The organism is Nocardioides malaquae, assembly GCF_015070385.1.
Taxonomy (GTDB): domain Bacteria; phylum Actinomycetota; class Actinomycetes; order Propionibacteriales; family Nocardioidaceae; genus Nocardioides; species Nocardioides malaquae.
In genome coordinates, this window is the sequence record NZ_JADCSA010000001.1 from 69,978 (window position 1) to 87,039 (window position 17,062).

A 17,062-nucleotide genomic window follows, 5' to 3' on the forward strand; every position below is an offset into this window, starting at 1 on the left:
CACTCAGCGGGCCGCCCAACCCCCCGTCGGGGACCCCGGGCGCCGTCGATCCCGAGGAGTCAGCAGCAGCACGTCACTGGGTCGGCGCCTTCTCCAGGATCGCCACGACTCCCTGTCCGCCCGCGGCGCAGATCGAGATCAGGCCGCGGCCCGACCCCTTCTGGTCGAGCAGCTTGGCCAGCACGGGCACGATGCGGCCACCCGTGGCGGCGAAGGGGTGCGCGGCGGCCAACGACGAACCGTTGACGTTGAGCTTGTCGCGGTCGATCGCACCCAGGGGCTCGTCCAGCCCCAGCCGCTCGGAGCAGAAGACGGGCGACTCCCAGGCCTTCAGCGTGGAGAGCACCTGGGAGGCGAAGGCCTCGTGGATCTCGTAGTAGTCGAAGTCCTGGAGGGTGAGGCCCTCGCGCTGGAGCATGCGCGCCACCGCGTAGGCGGGGGCCATGAGCAGTCCCTCGTTGCCGTTGACGTAGTCGACGGCCGCGGTCTCGGATGCGGTGATGTAGGCCAGCACGGGCAGGCCACGCTCCTTGGCCCACTCCTCCGAGGCGAGCAGCACGGCCGAGGCGCCGTCGGAGAGCGGCGTGGAGTTGCCGGCCGTCATCGTGGCGGCGGCCCCCTTGCCGAAGACCGGCTTCAGCTTCGCGAGCTTCTCCACCGAGGAGTCGGGGCGCATGTTGGTGTCACGCTCCACGCCACGGAAGGGGGTCACGAGGTCGTCGTGGAAACCCTCCTCCCACGACCGGGCGAGGTTCTGGTGCGAGCGGGCAGCGAGCTCGTCCTGCTCCTCACGCCCGATGTTCCACTCCAGGGCCGTGAGGGCCTGGTGCTCGCCCATGGAGAGGCGCGTGCGCGGCTCCCCGTTCTGCGGGATGTCGAGCCCGATGTCACCGGGTCGGATCTGGCCCAGCGCGGTGAGCTTGCCCTTGGTGTCGCGCGCCTGGTTGACCTTCATCAGCTTCTTGCGCAGCTTGTCGCTGACCGCCACGGGGGCATCGGAGGTGGTGTCGGAGCCGCCCGCGATGCCCACCTCGATCTGGCCGAGCGCGATCTTGTTGGCCACCTGGATGACGGCCTGCAGGCCGGTGCCACACGCCTGCTGGAGGTCCGTCGCGGGGCTCGTGGGGTCGAGCTTGGAGCCCAGCACGCACTCGCGCGTGAGGTTGAAGTCACGGGAGTGCTTGAGCACGGCTCCGGCGACGACCTCACCGACACGCACTCCCTCGAGGCCGAACCGGGTGACGAGGCCGTCGATCGCGGCGGTGAGCATCTCCTGGTTGGAGGCGTCGGAGTAGACGGTGTTGGACCGGGCGAACGGGATCCGGTTGCCTCCGATGACGGCAACGCGGCGGGTCTGGGCCTGCATCACGGGTCTCCTTGGTCGTGGCTGGACGATCGAGAACGGACGGGGACGTCCCCCGGGCGCACATGGTGGACGTCGTTGGTGGAACGTTGAGTTACACCTAGAGTTACACGACGAAGGGTTGCACACCACGCACAGCGGGGTTGCACTGTCCACGACTCAGCCGAGTCACGAGCCACACCGGAGGTCCCAGACCCATGAGCGACCGCTACCAGGGATTCGTCTCCTCGCCCATCGGCAAGTTCCTCGTCAAGAACCTGGGACTGCCGAACCCGACCCGCCTCGAGCGGTGGAGCGACGGGGCCCCCTTCGTCTCCGGCACCGTGCTGGTCGGAGGCACCGGCCGCCTCGCCCCGCAGCTGGTCGCCCAGCTGAAGGACCTCGAGGTCACCGCCACCGACAGCGACGCCGACGGCGCCACCTACAAGGGCCTCGTCTTCGACGCCACCGGCCTTGAGACGCCCGATGCACTGGTGGCCCTGCGCGAGTTCTTCACCCCCGTGATGCGCCGACTCGAGAGCAACCCCCGGGTCGTCGTGCTCGGCACGCCTCCCGAGCTGCTCGACGGTGACGCCCGCATCGCCCAGCGCGCCCTCGAGGGATTCACCCGGTCGTTGGGCAAGGAGATCGGCCGCGGCGGCACCGTCCAGCTCGTGTACGTCGCCCCCGGCGCCGAGCGCGCCGCCGACTCCACCCTCTCCTTCTTCCTCTCCCCCAAGTCGGCCTACGTCTCCGGGCAGGTCGTGCGCATCGGCACCGGAGGACGTACCGACGCCCACCAGGTGCCCGACCTGCGGCGCCCGCTGGCCGGCAAGGTGGCCCTGGTCACCGGCGCGAGCCGCGGGATCGGTGCAGAGATCGCCCGCGTGCTGCACCGCGACGGCGCCACCGTGGTCGGGGTCGACGTGCCCCAGGCGGCCAGCGACCTGGTGGAGCTCATGCAGGAGCTCGAGGGCGACCACATCGCCCTCGACATCACCCACCCCGACGCCGCGCAGCGCATCGCCCACCACCTCGCCACCGAGCACGGCGGGGTCGACGTGGTCGTGCACAACGCCGGCATCACCCGGGACAAGAAGCTGGCCAACATGGCCGACGACCGGTGGAACAGCGTCATGGCGGTCAACCTCACCGCACCCGCGACCATCACGCGCGAGCTGCTGGTCCAGGGCGTGGTCAACCCGAACGGCCGCATCATCGGGGTCTCCTCGATCGCCGGCATCGCGGGCAACGTCGGACAGACGAACTACGCCGCCTCCAAGGCCGGCGTCATCGGCTGGGTGCAGGACCTCGCCGACGAGCTCACCGACGGCATCACCGTCAACGCCGTGGCCCCCGGCTTCATCATCACCCAGATGACCGCGGCCGTGCCGTTCGCGACCCGCGAGGTGGGCCAGCGCCTCAACGCGATGTCACAGGGCGGCCTGCCGGTCGACGTGGCCGAAGCCATCGCCTGGTATGCCTCCCCCGGCTCCACCGCGGTCAACGGCAACGTCGTCCGCGTGTGCGGCCAGATGATGCTGGGCGCCTGAGGTGGGCTCGCTCGCTCACCTCGGCCGGGCCGCGCTGCCGTCGGTCCCGGGAGTCAACCTGCTGCCGGGCGTACGCAAGGTGCGACCCTCGGAGTTCACGGGCGTCACGGTGCGCAACGAGCCGGTCCGCATCGACCCCGCCCACGTCGCGCGCTACGCCGCTGTCTGCGGCTTCCCGCGCAAGGACACGGTGCCCGTCACCTACCCCCACCTGCTGACCTTCGGGGCCCAGATGGAGGTCATGGCGAGCCCGGAGTTCCCCTGGGCCGCCATGGGCAGCGTGCACCTGGAGAACACGCTGACCTCCCACCGTCCGGTGGCCGTCGGAGAGAGCCTCGGCGTCGAGGTGGTGGTGGAGCAGACCCGCCCCCACCCCAAGGGGACGGTCGTCGACTTCGTCTCGACCCTCACCTCGGGCGAGGAGGTCGTGTGGGAGTCGGTCTCCTCCTACCTGGTGCGGGGCCGGGGCCAGGAGGACGCTCCCCCAGGGCTCTCCTTCGACGCACCCGAGGGACGCGTGACGTGGCGCCTCGACGACGGCCTCGGCCGCCGCTACGGGCGGGTGTCGGGCGACATGAACCCGATCCACCTCTACCCGGTGACAGCCAAGGCACTGGGCTTCAAGCGCCACATCGCGCACGGCATGTGGACCAAGGCGCGCAGCCTGGCCGCGATCGAGAACCGCCTTTCCGACGCAGTGCGCGTCGAGGTGGCGTTCAAGAAGCCGGTCTTCCTGCCGGGAAGCGTCTCGTTCGGCGTCACGGGTGACCGCTCGGAGTGGGCCTTCGCCCTGCGTCGACCCAAGGACGGCGCCCCCCACCTGATCGGTCGGGCCACCGCCCTCTGATCTGAGTCGGCTGGCTCGTCTCGCTCACCAGGCCTGCTGTCCGCCCGAGGAGAGTCAGCGCGCGCGGCCGTGCCGGACCGTCTCGGTCCGCACGCCCGCGGCGCCGGCCAGCCGCTTGGCGAAGGTCGCCGTCGCCGGGTCCCAGGTGCCGAGGTCTGTGACGCCGTCGCCGTCCCAGTCAGCCACCACGGGGTGGTGCCCGGGACTGCCGTGCCGCACCGTCACGGTGGTGGGCGTCGCCCCGCGCGTACGCAGCGTGAAGGTCGCGGTCGCGACATCGAAGACTCCGACGTCGGTGATCCCGTCACCGTCCCAGTCGCCGGCCAGCGGCACGTCCGAGGCCACGCCCAGCTTGAGGGTGGTGACCGTGCCGGTGGCGCTGCGCAGGCGGAAGGCGGAGCTGCCGGGTCGGCGCACGCCGATCTCCCAGCGTCCGTCGCCGTCCCAGTCCCCCGCGACGGGACGGTCGCCCCGCTTGCCGAACCGAAGGCTCGAGAAGCCGGCCTCGCCGGCGAGGGTGAACGTGCGGGTGAGCGGCGAGAACGTCCCGACCGACTGCAGGCCCTCCCCGGTCCAGTCACCGACGAGGGGTTCGTCGGTGGGGGCACCTGCCGCGAGCACGCGACTCGAGCCCTGGGGGGTGCGTACGTGGACCTGGGCGTTGCCGGTGCGCCGGAAGACGGCGACCTGGGCGCCCTCACCCTCGAAGAAGTGCCCCGCCAACGGCACGTCGGCGCAGTTGCTGGAACGGCTCGTGCCGTAGGCGTAGCGGACCCGGTTGATCCAGGGCGCCACGACTCCCCGCCCCACCTTCTGCTCGTAGTGCAGGTGTGGGCCGGAGCTGTTCCCCGTGGTGCCGAGCTGGCCGAGCAGGGAGCCCTGGTCGACCCAGGTCCCGACCACGACGTGCACGTGCTGGAGGTGGGCGTAGACACTGCTCTCACCGTTGCCGTGGTCGACGACCACGTAGCGGCCGTATCCCGACGTGCCGTTGTTGACGGCGGTGACCACCCGTCCGGGCGCCGAGGCGAGCACCGGCTTGCCGAGGTCGTCGGGGGCATTGAAGTCGATCGAGTGCGCACTCGGAGAGTGGTGCGACCGGGTGCTGCCGACCCACTCCTGGTCGCAGACGAAGGGGAGCTGGTGGGTCGTCACCGGCACCGGGGTGCGGCGGGCGGCCCGACGGGCCCGCTTGCGCGCGGCCTTCTTCTTCGCGGCAGCCCGGGCCTTCTGGGCCTTCTGGGGCTTCTGGGGCTTCGCCGCCTTGACGGAACCACTCTTCGTCACGAGCTCGGACGAGTGGCGTGCCGATTCGACGGCCCCCACGACGGCGTTGCCGGCCTCGGGGGCGGAGATCACCAGTGCTGGGGTCAGGAGGGCCACGAGCAGGGCGCCCGTGAGTCGGGGTCGCGGTGACCTCTGCACAACAGCACCATCCTGGGACGTGGGAACGACGCCGGCACCGAAGCGGAGGCGAGAAACACACCCACACCACGAGCACCAAGCGTCACAACAGCCCCCACAGTAGATGCGACCGGCGTGTCCATCAGCAAATGCCGGGAACTACATCGGTGTAGTGCTAAAGGCGATCACCCGATGCGGCGGATGAGGCCCTCCTGGGCAACCGTGGCCGCCAGTGTCCCGTCGCTCGCGAAGACCCGAGCCAGCGAGAGGCCGCGCCCACCCGAGGCCGACGGCGACGTCTGGTCGTAGAGCCACCAGTCGTCGGCCCGCAGCGGCCGGTGGAACCAGATGGTGTGGTCCAGCGAGGCGGGCTGCAGCTTCGGCGAGTTGATGTGGATGCCGTGCGGCACCAACGAGGCCCCGATCAGGGTGAGGTCGGAGGCGTAGGTGAACGCCGCCTTCTGCAGCACCGGGTCGTCGGGCAGCGCGCCGTCGACCTTCACCCACAGCCGGGCCTCGGCCGGGCGGGCGGGGTCCACCTCGAGCCCGTGGCCCGACATGCCCATGTGGCGGATGTCCAGCCCCGCCCACTCGTGCTGCCAGTGACGCAGCTCCTTCTCGCTGCGCGCGGCGGCAAGGTCGGCGAGCGAGAGGCCCTCCTCCGGGCGCCCCACCACGGGCGCCTGGTCGCTGTGCTCGTAGCCGTCCTCGGGCTTCTGGAAGTTGCAGGTCTGGGAGTAGATCTCACGCCCGTGCTGCAACGCCACCACCCGTCGGGTCTCGAACGACCGGCCGTCACGGATCCGTTCGACGCGGTAGATGATGGGGACCAGGTGGTCACCGGGGCGCAGGAAGTAGGAGTGCAGGGAGTGCAGCTCGAACTCGGGGTCGGCGCTGCGGGAGGCGGCCACCAGCGCCTGCGCGGCGACCTGTCCCCCGAACACCCGCTGCCGCTCCGTCTCGGGCTGCGCACCTCGGAAGAGGTCGACGTCGAGCTGCTCGATCTCGAGCAGCTCCAGCAACTTCTCGACACTGCCCGCCATGACTACTCCTGCTTTCCGTCGGTGTCGTCCGAGTCGTCGAGACCCGCCAGGAACTGCTCGAACTGCGCGCCGAGGTCCTCCCCCGTGGGCAGGGGCTCGTCGGGCGCGAGCAGCGAGGCCCCCGTCTCCTCGGAGCGCCGGAACGTGTCGTACTGCTGCTCCAGCGCCTGCACCACGTCGGCCACCTCGGTGTGGTCGGCGAGGTAGGCCACGATCTCCTCCTCGCACTCCTCCGCAGCGCGGTGCAACGCGGTCAGGTCGACCGTGAGCCGTCCACCGCGCTCCAGCTGCTCCAGCAGCACGACCGAGGCCGGCGGGAAGTCCATCTGGGCCAGGTAGTGCGGCACGTGGGTGACGTAGCCCAGGGCGTCGTGACCCCACTCGCCCAGACGGACCTCCAGCAGGGCCTGGGCGCTCGCGGGGACGCGTACCTCGCTCGCCCACGGGCTGCGGCCGGTCAGCAGGGAGGGGTCGTTGGCGTGGTAGGTCACCGCGACGGGCCGGGTGTGCGGCACCGCCATCGGGATCGCCCCCAGGCTCACCACGCGAGTCACGCCGAAACGCTCGACGACCTCGCGCACCGCGTGCGCGAAGCCCTCCCACCTGATGTCGGGCTCGGGCCCCCGCAGCAACAGGAAGGGAGTGCCCCCGGTGTCACGCAGCAGCCGCACGTTGAGGCGAGGAGCCTCGTACGCCTCGTAGTGGTCGTGCACGAAGGTCACCGGAGGGCGCCGGGCGCGGTAGTCGTACAGCGAGTCGACGTCGAAGGTCGCCACCACGACACCGTCGGCGAGGTCCTGCAGGTGCTGCGCGGCCAACGCGCTCGCGTGGCCGGCATCGAGGAATCCGGAGAGTGTCACCACCATCGTGAGGTCGTCGACCCCGTCGAGCTCAGGCACCTCGTCGACGATGTGCACCAAGCGGGGACCCAGTTCAGCCATGGGCCAAGCGTAGGGGTCGCCCCTCGGCGGCGCGGCAGCGACGCCTTCAGGAGCCTCGGCAGCCCGGCCACGAAAGGTGACGACGGGCACACTCCTGGGGGCTGACGCGTTGGTTACCGGGGGGTAACGTAGGCCGGGCCCGGCCCCACCTGGCCGGGACACCCACCGACCACAGGAGACTCAGTGCCCCGACAGTTGCGAGAGGTCGTCTTCGTCGACGGCGTGCGCACGCCGTTCGGCAAGGCCAAGGGCCAGTTCGCCGAGACGCGTGCCGATGACCTCGTCATCAAGTGCATCCGCGAGCTCATTCGCCGCAACCCCGAGTTGCCGCCCGAGCGCGTGGACGAGGTCGCGATCGCGGCCACCACCCAGATCGGCGACCAGGGCCTGACCCTGGGGCGGACCGCCGCCCTGCTGGCCGGACTGCCCAACACCACCCCGGGCTACTCCGTCGACCGGATGTGCGCCGGCGCGATGACCGCCGTCACCACCTCGGCCGCCGGCATCGCCTTCGGTTCCTACGACGTCGTCATCGCCGGTGGCGTCGAGCACATGGGCCGCCACCCGATGGGCGAGGGCGTGGACCCCAATCCGCGCATCGTGGCCGAGAAGATCGTCTCTCCCGAGGCCCTGGTCATGGGCAACACCGCGGAGAACCTCCACGACCGTTACCCCACGATCACCAAGGAGCGCTGCGACGCCTACGCCGTGCGCTCGCAGGAGAAGACGGCCGCGGCCTACGCCGCCGGCAAGATCCAGCCCGACCTGGTGCCCGTCGCCACCCGCTCCGCCGAGCTCGGCTGGGGCCTGGCCACGACCGACGAGGGCCCCCGCCCCGGCACCACCATGGACTCCCTGTCCGGCCTGAAGACCCCGTTCCGCCCCCACGGCAACGTGACCGCGGGCAACGCCTCCGGCATCAACGACGGCGCCACCGCCGCCCTGCTCGCCGACGAGGAGACCGCCAAGGAGCTGGGCCTCCCCATCAAGATGCGGATGGTGTCCTACTCCTTCGTGGGCGTCGAGCCCGAGGTGATGGGCGCCGGCCCGATCCCGTCGACGGAGAAGGCCCTCAAGCAGGCCGGCCTGACGATCGACGACATCGGCGCCTTCGAGATCAACGAGGCGTTCGCCGTCCAGGTGCTCTCGCTGCTCGAGCACTACGGCATCGCCGACGACGACCCGCGCGTCAACCCCTACGGCGGCGCCATCGCCATGGGCCACCCCCTGGCCTCCTCCGGCGTCCGCCTCATGACCCAGCTCGCTCGCCAGTTCGAGGAGAAGCCCGAGGTCCGTTACGGCATCACCACCATGTGCATCGGTATCGGCATGGGTGGCACCGTCGTCTGGGAGAACCCGCACTGGAACGGAGAGAACGCCTGATGTCCGACCTCAGCACCCTTCTCGAGAAGGCGGCCGGCTACGCGTCGGACGCCGAGGTGGTCACCGAGGCCAAGCTCCGCAAGGTCACCCTGCCCGGCGACGCCGGCGTCCTGGGCCTGATCACGCTGGACAACGGCCACGACCACACCCGCCCCAACACCTTCGGGTTCAAGGGCCTCATCTCGCTCAACGCCGCCATCGACGCTGCGCTCGCCGATGACGAGGTCACCGCCCTCGGCGTGACCGGCAAGCCGTTCATCCTCGCCGCCGGCGCCGACCTCACCTCGGTCGCCGCCTCCGGCCCCGAGGGCGTGCGTACGGTCGCCGAGCTGGGCCACGCCGTCTTCGGCAAGCTCCACGGCACCAAGCCCTCGTTCGGCTTCATCAACGGCCTCGCCCTCGGCGGTGGCCTCGAGGTCGCGCTGCACTGCGACTACCGCACCGTCATGGACTCCGCGCCGGCCCTCGGCCTGCCCGAGGCCATGCTCGGCCTCGTGCCCGGCTGGGGTGGCGCGTGGCTCGTGCCCAACCTCGTGGGCGCCGACAAGGCAGTCACCATCGCCCTGGAGAACCCGCTCAACAACGGCAAGACCGTGGGCGGCAAGGCGGCCTTCGAGCTGGGTCTGGCCGACGCCATGTTCAACGGCGCCGACTACCTCGAGCAGTCCCTGCTCTGGGCGGCCGACGTGCTGACCGGCAAGGTGACCGTCGAGCGTCCCGAGATCGACCGCGGCGAGGCCTGGGACGCGGCCATCCAGCGCGCCGAGGGCGTCGTGCTCTCCCGCACCGGTGGTGCCTCCCCGGCAGCCAAGAAGATCGTCGAGCTCATCGCAGGAGCGCGCACCGCCACCCGCGAGGAGGGCTTTGCCGCCGAGGACGAGGCCCTCGAGGCCATGAGCAAGACCCCGGAGCTGCTCGCCAGCCTCTACTCCTTCGACCTGGTGCAGAAGCGCGCCAAGCGTCCTGCCGGTGCGCCGGACAAGTCGCTGGCCCGCAAGGTGACCAAGGTCGGCATCGTCGGCGCCGGCCTGATGGCCTCGCAGATGGCGCTGCTCTTCGCCCGCCGCCTGGGGACTCCCGTGGTCCTCACCGACCTCGACGAGGAGCGCGCCCAGAAGGGCGTCGACTACGTGCACGGCGAGGTCGACAAGCTGCTCGCCAAGGGCCGCGTGACCTCCGACAAGGCCAACCGCCTGAAGTCGCTCGTGACCGGCTCGGCCGACAAGGCCACCGCCTTCGCCGGCGCGGACTTCGTCATCGAGGCCGTCTTCGAGGAGATGTCGGTCAAGAAGTCGGTCTTCGCCGACGTCGAGAAGGTCGTCTCCTCCGAGTGCATCCTGGCGACCAACACCTCGTCGCTGTCGATCACCGAGATGGCCTCGGAGCTGGAGCACCCCGAGCGGGTCGTGGGCTTCCACTTCTTCAACCCGGTCGCCGTCATGCCCCTGCTCGAGATCGTCAAGGGTGAGAAGACCGACGACGCGACCCTGGCCACGGCGTTCGCCACCGGCAAGGGCCTGAAGAAGACCACCATCCTGGTCTCTGACAGCCCGTCGTTCATCGTGAACCGCCTCCTGGGTCGCTTCCTGGGTGAGGTCGCCAAGGCGGTCGACGCCGGCACCCCGATCGAGACCGCGGACGCCGCGTTCGCCGGTGTCGCACCGATGCCGCCGTTCATGCTGCTCGGCCTGGTCGGCCCGGCGATCGCACTCCACAACAACGAGACCCTGGTCAAGGCCTTCCCCGACCGGTTCTACGTCTCGCCGCTGCTGGTGAAGGTCGTCGAGGAGAAGATCTCCTCGTTCTACCTGCCCGACCTGACCATCGACCCGAAGGTCAAGGCCCTGCAGGTCGCCCCGGCCGAGCCGGTCGTGCTGACTGCGGAGGAGCTTCGGGAGAAGGCCCTCTCCGGCCTGGCCGAGGAGGTCAAGCTGATGCTCGACGAGGGTGTCGCGGTCGCGGCCGAGGACATCGACCTCGCCATGATCACCGGTGCCGGCTTCTCGTTCTGGAACGGTGGCCTCACCATGCTTCTCGACTCCTCCGGAATCGCCGAGAAGGTCAACGGCAAGCGGTTCCACTGATCACTGACCTGATCACGCTGCACCCCCGAGGGCGTCCGACCACCAGGTCGGGCGCCCTCCGGCCATTTGTCAGCTCATCAGCCCCACCAACTCCCCCGGGACCTGAGAAGGTGGCCGGGCCCGCAGACCCAGTCCGAACCGAATGAGCACCCGGTCGCGTCGGTAGGGACATGAGAAGAGATCGCAGCGTGGACAACGACTCGTGCACAGGAGGTGGGGCGCATGGCTCACCGTGACCACGACGACGAGTTCGCGGAGTTCGTCGTCCTGCGCTCGCCCGCCCTGCACCGCACGGCCTACCTCATGGTCGGTGACCGGGGCCTCGCCCAGGACCTGCTCCAGGAGGCGCTGACCAAGACGTACGTCGCATGGCCGCGCCTGCGGGACCGCAGCAAGGCGGAGGCGTACGCCCGCAAGGCGGTCACCACGACGGCGATCGGTTGGTACCGGCGTCGCCAGTGGTCCTCCGAGCGGGCCGCCGAGCGGCTCCCCGACTCGCCTGAGCCCGGCCACGAGGACCGCGTCGCCGACCAGGAGTGGCTCTGGCAGGCGCTCCAGGCCCTGCCCCCGCGGCAGCGCGCCGCGCTGGTCTGCCGCTTCTACGACGACCTCTCCGAGGCCGACACCGCCGCCGTCATGGGCTGCGCTCCGGGCACCGTGAAGAGCCAGGTCTCGGCCGGGCTGAATCGCCTGCGCCGTGAGCTCCGATCGTCCGGCCACACCTCACCGACCACGACCACCCTGCTGGAGGCACTGTCATGAACCAGCCTGTCCGCGACCTGCTGCACGAACGAGCCGACCGGCTCGAAGCTCCCCTCGTCGACGTCTCCTCCATCATCGACGACGGCTCCCGCCTTCGCCGCCGGCGCCGCGCCCGCACTGCCGGGGGCGTGGGGGTCCTTGCCGCCTGCGCCGTCCTCGGGGCCGCGGCCCTGCCGGGGCTCCTGCCCTCGACCGAGACGGCCGCCACGGAGTTCTCCTTCGCGAACGCCTTCGCCGACCTCGACCCGGCCTACGCCGTGGGCTCCAGCATCCACCTGGCCGGGGAGGAGTTCACCGTCCCCACCCCCGTCCTGGCGATGGTCCAGACGACCGACGGCATTGTCTACAGCGACCGCCAGGGCCAGGTGTGGTCGGCCTCCGGCGACGAACCCGCTGTCCAGGTCGGCAGCACCGACCGGAAGGGGCCACGTCTCGTGTCGGAGGGCTCGAGAGCGGCCTGGGCCGAACCCGCTGCGGGCGGGGTCGAGTTCGTGGTCCTCGACCAGCAGTCGGGGTCGACGGCCCGGCCGCTCGCCACGGACAGCCGGGTCGGCGACCCGGAGGTGCTCGCCCTGGACGGCGACGACCTCTACCTGCGTGACGACCGCGGGTTGGTGCGCGTGGGCCTGGCCGACGACAGCGCCGAGGTGCTCTCCCCGTGGCTCGGGGACCTCGAGGTGACGGACGTCGAGGAGGGGCTGATCGCCCACACGGTGCCCCCGGGGTCTCGCGCAAGGTCGCTGAACGGCTTCGTGGGGCCGTCGGTGGGCGGCGGAACCCGGCTGGACTCTGCCTGGACGATGCTGGACCTCTCCGATGACGGTCGGTTCCTCCTGGGCGAGACGGAGCCGGACACCTTCGCCGTCTTCGACGTCGCCGCGGGCACCGCCGAGCCGATCACCTCGCCGGGCCACGAGTTCCTCATCGGTTATCGCTGGCTCGACCAGGACACCTACCTGGCGCTGGGCATGAACCGTCCGTGGAACACGACTCCCGTCGACCTGCTCCGCTGTGACATCGGCACGGGCTGCGAGATCACTGCGGAGGCCATCGGGACGGTCAAGGACGGCTTGACCCTCCCCTTCGGTGAGTCGATGGACGGCTGAGCCAGACGTCGCCTCAGGCGGTCGGGACCGTGCCGGTCCCGGCCGCCTGCTGCTGCCCCAGACGCGAGTGACGACGCCCGTAGGCGAAGTAGACGACGACGCCGACGGCCATCCAGGCGAGGAAGCGGAGCCACGTGTCCCCGACGAGGTTGAGCATCAGGTAGAACGACAGGAGCACCGAGAGCGGGGCGACGACGCCAGCCGCAGGCACACGGAAGCCGCGCTGCAGGTCCGGTCGCGTCCGCCGCAGCACGAGCACGCCGACGGCGACCAGGATGAAGGCGAAGAGCGTGCCGATGCTGACCAGGTGGCCGAGTGTCTCGAAGTCGACGAACCCGGCGAGCAGGGCCACACCGGCACCGCTGATGACCGTGATCCGCGAGGGCGTCCGGTAGTCGGGGTGCACCTTCGCCAGCCAGCGCGGCAGCAGGCCGTCGCGGGCCATTGCGAAACCGACCCGGGTCTGCCCCATCACCAAGGTCATCGTCACCACTGTGAGGCCGATGGTGGCACCGACAGCGATCACGTCACCGACCCAGTCCTGCCCGACCACCCGGAAGGCCGTGGCGAGCGGGGCCGAGTCCTCGGGGTCGATGTCGGTGTAGCTCTGCATCCCGGTGACGACCAGGCTCACCGCGACGTAGAGCGAGGTGACGATCGCGAGCGAGAAGAGGATGCCGCGCGGCACGTCGCGCTGCGGGTTGCGGGTCTCCTCCGCAACCGTGGCGACCACGTCGAAGCCGAGGAAGGCGAAGAAGACGACGGCGGCGCCCGCCATCACGCCGGCCCAGCCGAACACGGCCGGCTCCAGGCCGAAGAGCGTCGTCACCAGCGGCGAGGTGCCGAAGGAGGCGTCCCCCGCGGGCACGCTCTCGCTCTCCGGCACGAACGGCACCCAGTTGGCAACCCTGACGTAGCTCAGCCCGAGCACGATGACCAGCGCGACCACCGCCAGCTTGATCGCGGTGACCACCTGGTTGACGATGCTGGCCAGCTTGATGCCACGGGCCAGGACGGCTGTCACGAGCAGCGCGATGACCATCGCCGGGAGGTTGACGACACCGTCGGTGGCCGAACCCAGCGCGACCGGCACCTCGAACGGCGTGCCCGCCAGGAGGCTCTGCAGATAGCCCGAGAAGCTCGAGGCCAGCGCCGCGCCCCCGACGGTGAACTCCAGCACGAGGTCCCAGCCGATGAGCCAGGCCACGAACTCGCCGAACGTCGCGTAGGAGAACGTGTACGCACTGCCCGCCACCGGCACGGTCGACGCGAACTCGGCGTAGCAGAGTGCCGCCAGGGCGCACGCCAGACCCGCCACGAGGAACGACACCGAGATGGCCGGCCCTGAGTTCTGGGCCGCGACCGTGCCCGTGTAGACGAAGATCCCGGCGCCGACGATCACGCCCACGCCAAAGATCGTCAGGTCGAGGGCGGTGAGGTTCTTCCGCAACCGGTGCTCCGGCTCATCGGTCTCGGCGATGGACTGCTCGACGCTCTTGGTGCGGAAGAGACTCATGGAAGGAGAAAGTACGCGGGTTCCGGGGCCGACTGAGAATCCTCTCGGAGGGCGCCGTGACGACCTCAGGCGTTGGGGGTCAGTGCCTCGTCATGCCCGTGCTGGACGGCCGAGACGTCCTCGACGATCGAGCGCGCCAACGACTGGGCGTCCAGTCCGGCGCGGGTCAGGATGACCGGACGCTTCGCGTGCTCCAGGAACTCCTGCGGGATGCCGTGCAGGCGCACCGGCGTGGTCACGCCCTCGGCGTTGAGCGTCTGCAGGAGCACCGAACCACAGCCGCCGACGATTCCGTTGTCCTCGACGCTGACCACGAGACGGTGCTCGCGCGCCGCCTCGACGACGGCCGGGTCAACGGGCTTGACCCACCGCGGGTCGACGACGGTGACGCCGATGCCCTGCGCCACCAGACGGTCGGCGACCTCCAGCGCGGTGGAGACCATGGAACCCACGGCCACGAGCAGCACGTCCTTCTCGCCCTCGCGCACCATGACGTCGGCGCCTCCCATGCGACCGACCGCCTCCATGTCCTCGGGCGGCGGGCCCTTGGGGAAGCGCACCACGGTCGGGGCGTCGTCGACCAGCACGGCCTCATCGAGGAGCTCGGCCAAGCGCGCGGCATCGCGCGGGGCGGCCAGGCGCAGACCGGGGACGACCTGCAGGATCGACATGTCCCACATGCCGTTGTGGCTCGCGCCGTCGTCGCCGGTGACGCCGGAGCGGTCGAGCACGAAGGTCACGCCGCACTTGTGCAGCGCCACGTCCATCAGGACCTGGTCGAAGGCACGGTTGAGGAAGGTGGCGTAGACCGCGAAGACCGGGTGCAGCCCGCCCATGGCCAGGCCCGCGGCCGAGGTCACCGCGTGCTGCTCGGCGATGCCCACGTCGAACGTACGCCCCGGGAAGCGGCGCTGGAACTCGTCCAGGCCCACGGGGTGCATCATCGCCGCGGTCAGGGCGACCACGTCCTGGCGCCGCTCGCCCAGCCGCACCACGGCGTCGGAGAAGTGGTCGGTCCAGATGCGGCCCTTCGGCTTCTCGGCACCGTTCTGCACGTCGAAGGGGCCGGGCGCGTGGAACTGGTCGGCCTCGTGACGCTCGGCCGGGTCGTAGCCGAAGCCCTTGCGGGTGATGGCGTGCACGATCACCGGACCACCGAACTTCTTGGCCTGCGTGAGCACCTCCTCCATCGCCGCGCGGTCGTGCCCGTCGACGGGTCCGACGTACTTCAGGCCCAGGTCCTCGAAGAGGCCCTGAGGAGCAAGGGCGTCCTTCATGCCCTTCTTCATCGCGTGCAGCGTGTCGTAGGCAGCCCCGCCGACGCCCGGCACCTGGTTGAGCCGCTTCTTCACCAGGTCGAGGACCTGCTCGTAGCGCGGGTTGGTGCGCAGGCGGGTCAGCGCGGTGGCCAGGCCCCCGATGGTGGGCGTGTAGGAGCGCTCGTTGTCGTTGACGACGATGACGAGCTTGGAATCACGCGCGATGGCGATGTTGTTCAACGCCTCCCACGCCATGCCGCCGGTCAGCGCACCGTCACCGATGACCGCGACGACGTGGCGGTCCTCGCCGCGGATCGCGTACGCCTTGGCGAGGCCGTCGGCATAGCTGAGGCTGGTCGAGGCGTGGGAGTTCTCGACGATGTCGTGCTCGGACTCCGTCTGGCTGGGGTAGCCGGAGAGGCCGCCCTCCTGGCGCAGGGTGGAGAACTGGTCGGCCCGCCCGGTGACGAGCTTGTGCACGTAGGACTGGTGGCCGGTGTCGAGGACGACCCGGTCACGCGGGGAGTCGAAGACCCGATGGACCGCCAGCGTGAGCTCGACGACGCCGAGGTTGGGACCGAGGTGACCCCCGGTCCTGGCGCAGGTGCTGATCAGGACGTCGCGGATCTCGGCCGCCAGGTCGCTGAGCTGGTCGTCGCTGAGGCCTCGCAGGTCGCGTGGCGTGGCGATCGAGTCCAGAAGCCCCATGGTCCTCCGCTTTCCGGTGTGGGTCAGTGACGTCCGCAGGCCCTGCGCCAAGTGCGCGCAGGGCCACAACGCGGAGTCAGTCAGTCTAGGCGATCAGGCCTGAGGGACGTCAGCCAGCGGGCTCGGCGGCCGTGCACACGCAGGCCCGGTTGCCCTCGACGTCCTCGAGCACGACGTAGGAGGGGGCGTGCTCGTCGGAGACGATCCGCCCGCCGGACTCGAGCACCGCGGCGATGCGCGCCTCGGCCTGGTCGACCGGCACCGTCACGTCGAGGTGGAACCGCTGGCGTGGTTCCTCGGCGCCGCTGCGCTGGAACCAGAGGGAGGGCAGGTCGGAGTCGTCGTCACGCAGGTCGCCGTCGCCCGGCGAGGGATCGATCCCGAGGAGCGCGGCCCAGAACGGCCGCACCGCGGACGGGTCAGGGGTGTCGAGCGCGACCTCGACCACCGACAGCGCCTCCGGCGTGGCCCGGACCCCGGCCGCGGCAGCCAGCTCGGAGGTGCGACGTGCCAGACGTACGTCGCGCCCGGTCACCCCGCGTACGTCGTGGCTCCACAACCGGACGTTCAGGTGGCCCCACCGGAGGTCGAGGTCGGGATGGTGGTCCATCTCCTCGGCCACCTCGCCGATGGCGTTGACCAGCGCCAGGCCGGCAGCGAACCCGCCTGTGCGGTAACGGGTCTGCAGCGCCCCCTGCAACAACCTCCAGTCCGTCAGCCCGGCCTCAGCGACCTGGGCCTCACTCAACGCACTCATACGTCCTCCTGCGAGCAGTGCACCCCTCCGTGGCGGTACGCACGGACGGGCGGGGCTCAGCGGCCCTTGACGTCGACAGCGGCCGCCGCTGCGGTCGCCACCGCGGTCACGACGCCGACCGAGGGCCAGGCGCCGATCTTCTTGGCCAACGGGTGCGAGGCCCCGAAGGCTCCGACGTAGACGGCGGTCAGCGCCGTGGCGCCGACCGGTCCGACCTGCTGGGCCCACTGCTTCGCTGCGAGCCCACCGGCGACGGCCAGCACGGCTCCGCCGAGGGGGCGCTTCCCGGAGAAGCGGGCGGCGGAGTAGCCGCCCACCAGACCGACGGCGACCAGGGCTGCAGTGGGGATCCTCATG

General features: G+C 70.6%; 14 protein-coding genes. 6 read left to right on the plus strand and 8 right to left on the minus strand.

From position 1 onward, the window contains the following. Positions 1-73 precede the first annotated feature (73 nt). A complete protein-coding gene (locus tag IEQ44_RS00330; RefSeq protein ID WP_193636437.1) occupies positions 74-1,366 on the minus strand; it encodes an acetyl-CoA C-acetyltransferase in 1,293 nt (430 codons plus the stop codon). A gap of 194 nt (positions 1,367-1,560) precedes the next feature. On the opposite strand from IEQ44_RS00330, the gene IEQ44_RS00335 reads away from it, so the two are divergent. Together IEQ44_RS00335 and IEQ44_RS00340 are read left to right on the plus strand one after the other, a co-directional pair. Next, positions 1,561-2,895, plus strand: coding sequence for a 3-oxoacyl-ACP reductase (locus IEQ44_RS00335; RefSeq protein ID WP_193636438.1), 1,335 nt, complete (start codon positions 1,561-1,563; stop codon positions 2,893-2,895). A gap of 1 nt (position 2,896) precedes the next feature. Continuing rightward, complete coding sequence (locus IEQ44_RS00340; RefSeq protein ID WP_193636439.1) at positions 2,897-3,742, plus strand: MaoC/PaaZ C-terminal domain-containing protein; 846 nt, start codon at positions 2,897-2,899, stop codon at positions 3,740-3,742. A gap of 54 nt (positions 3,743-3,796) precedes the next feature. Here the strand turns inward: IEQ44_RS00340 and IEQ44_RS00345 are convergent, their stop codons facing one another. The 3 genes from IEQ44_RS00345 to IEQ44_RS00355 all read right to left on the minus strand — a co-directional run bounded on the left by IEQ44_RS00345 (position 3,797) and on the right by IEQ44_RS00355 (position 7,130). Then, the gene (locus tag IEQ44_RS00345) at positions 3,797-5,167 is read right to left on the minus strand and encodes a peptidoglycan DD-metalloendopeptidase family protein (RefSeq protein WP_193636440.1); all 1,371 of its coding nucleotides are present in this window, start codon (positions 5,165-5,167) and stop codon (positions 3,797-3,799) included. Positions 5,168-5,331: 164 nt separating this feature from the next. Next, on the minus strand, positions 5,332-6,189 hold the full coding sequence (locus IEQ44_RS00350; protein WP_193636441.1) for an acyl-CoA thioesterase: 858 nt from the start codon (positions 6,187-6,189) through the stop codon (positions 5,332-5,334). Between the two features lie 2 nt (positions 6,190-6,191). Further along, positions 6,192-7,130 carry a PAC2 family protein gene (locus IEQ44_RS00355; protein WP_193636442.1) on the minus strand — a complete coding sequence of 313 codons (939 nt, stop codon included), beginning with the start codon at positions 7,128-7,130 and terminating at the stop codon, positions 6,192-6,194. A gap of 183 nt (positions 7,131-7,313) precedes the next feature. On the opposite strand from IEQ44_RS00355, the gene IEQ44_RS00360 reads away from it, so the two are divergent. The 4 genes from IEQ44_RS00360 to IEQ44_RS00375 all read left to right on the plus strand — a co-directional run bounded on the left by IEQ44_RS00360 (position 7,314) and on the right by IEQ44_RS00375 (position 12,465). After that, positions 7,314-8,513 (plus strand): thiolase family protein, encoded by a 1,200-nt coding sequence (locus IEQ44_RS00360; protein WP_193636443.1) that lies wholly within the window; start codon positions 7,314-7,316, stop codon positions 8,511-8,513. Further along, positions 8,513-10,597 carry a 3-hydroxyacyl-CoA dehydrogenase NAD-binding domain-containing protein gene (locus IEQ44_RS00365; protein WP_193636444.1) on the plus strand — a complete coding sequence of 695 codons (2,085 nt, stop codon included), beginning with the start codon at positions 8,513-8,515 and terminating at the stop codon, positions 10,595-10,597. The genes IEQ44_RS00360 and IEQ44_RS00365 overlap by 1 nt, the downstream gene beginning before the upstream one ends. Before the next feature lie 222 nt (positions 10,598-10,819). Beyond that, positions 10,820-11,359: a SigE family RNA polymerase sigma factor gene (locus tag IEQ44_RS00370; RefSeq protein WP_193636445.1), complete on the plus strand. Its 540-nt coding sequence runs from the start codon at positions 10,820-10,822 to the stop codon at positions 11,357-11,359. After that, complete coding sequence (locus IEQ44_RS00375; RefSeq protein ID WP_193636446.1) at positions 11,356-12,465, plus strand: hypothetical protein; 1,110 nt, start codon at positions 11,356-11,358, stop codon at positions 12,463-12,465. The genes IEQ44_RS00370 and IEQ44_RS00375 overlap by 4 nt, the downstream gene beginning before the upstream one ends. 13 nt (positions 12,466-12,478) lie before the next feature. Here IEQ44_RS00375 and IEQ44_RS00380 read toward each other — a convergent pair whose 3' ends face one another. The 4 genes from IEQ44_RS00380 to IEQ44_RS00395 all read right to left on the minus strand — a co-directional run bounded on the left by IEQ44_RS00380 (position 12,479) and on the right by IEQ44_RS00395 (position 17,061). Then, positions 12,479-13,981 carry an amino acid permease gene (locus IEQ44_RS00380; protein ID WP_193636447.1) on the minus strand — a complete coding sequence of 501 codons (1,503 nt, stop codon included), beginning with the start codon at positions 13,979-13,981 and terminating at the stop codon, positions 12,479-12,481. A gap of 65 nt (positions 13,982-14,046) precedes the next feature. Further along, a complete protein-coding gene (dxs, locus tag IEQ44_RS00385; RefSeq protein WP_193636448.1) occupies positions 14,047-15,948 on the minus strand; it encodes a 1-deoxy-D-xylulose-5-phosphate synthase in 1,902 nt (633 codons plus the stop codon). A gap of 109 nt (positions 15,949-16,057) precedes the next feature. Continuing rightward, the gene (locus tag IEQ44_RS00390; protein ID WP_193636449.1) at positions 16,058-16,705 is read right to left on the minus strand and encodes a 4a-hydroxytetrahydrobiopterin dehydratase; all 648 of its coding nucleotides are present in this window, start codon (positions 16,703-16,705) and stop codon (positions 16,058-16,060) included. Positions 16,706-16,761: 56 nt separating this feature from the next. Continuing rightward, on the minus strand, positions 16,762-17,061 hold the full coding sequence (locus tag IEQ44_RS00395) for a hypothetical protein (RefSeq protein WP_193636450.1): 300 nt from the start codon (positions 17,059-17,061) through the stop codon (positions 16,762-16,764). Between the last annotated feature and the right edge of the window lies 1 nt (position 17,062).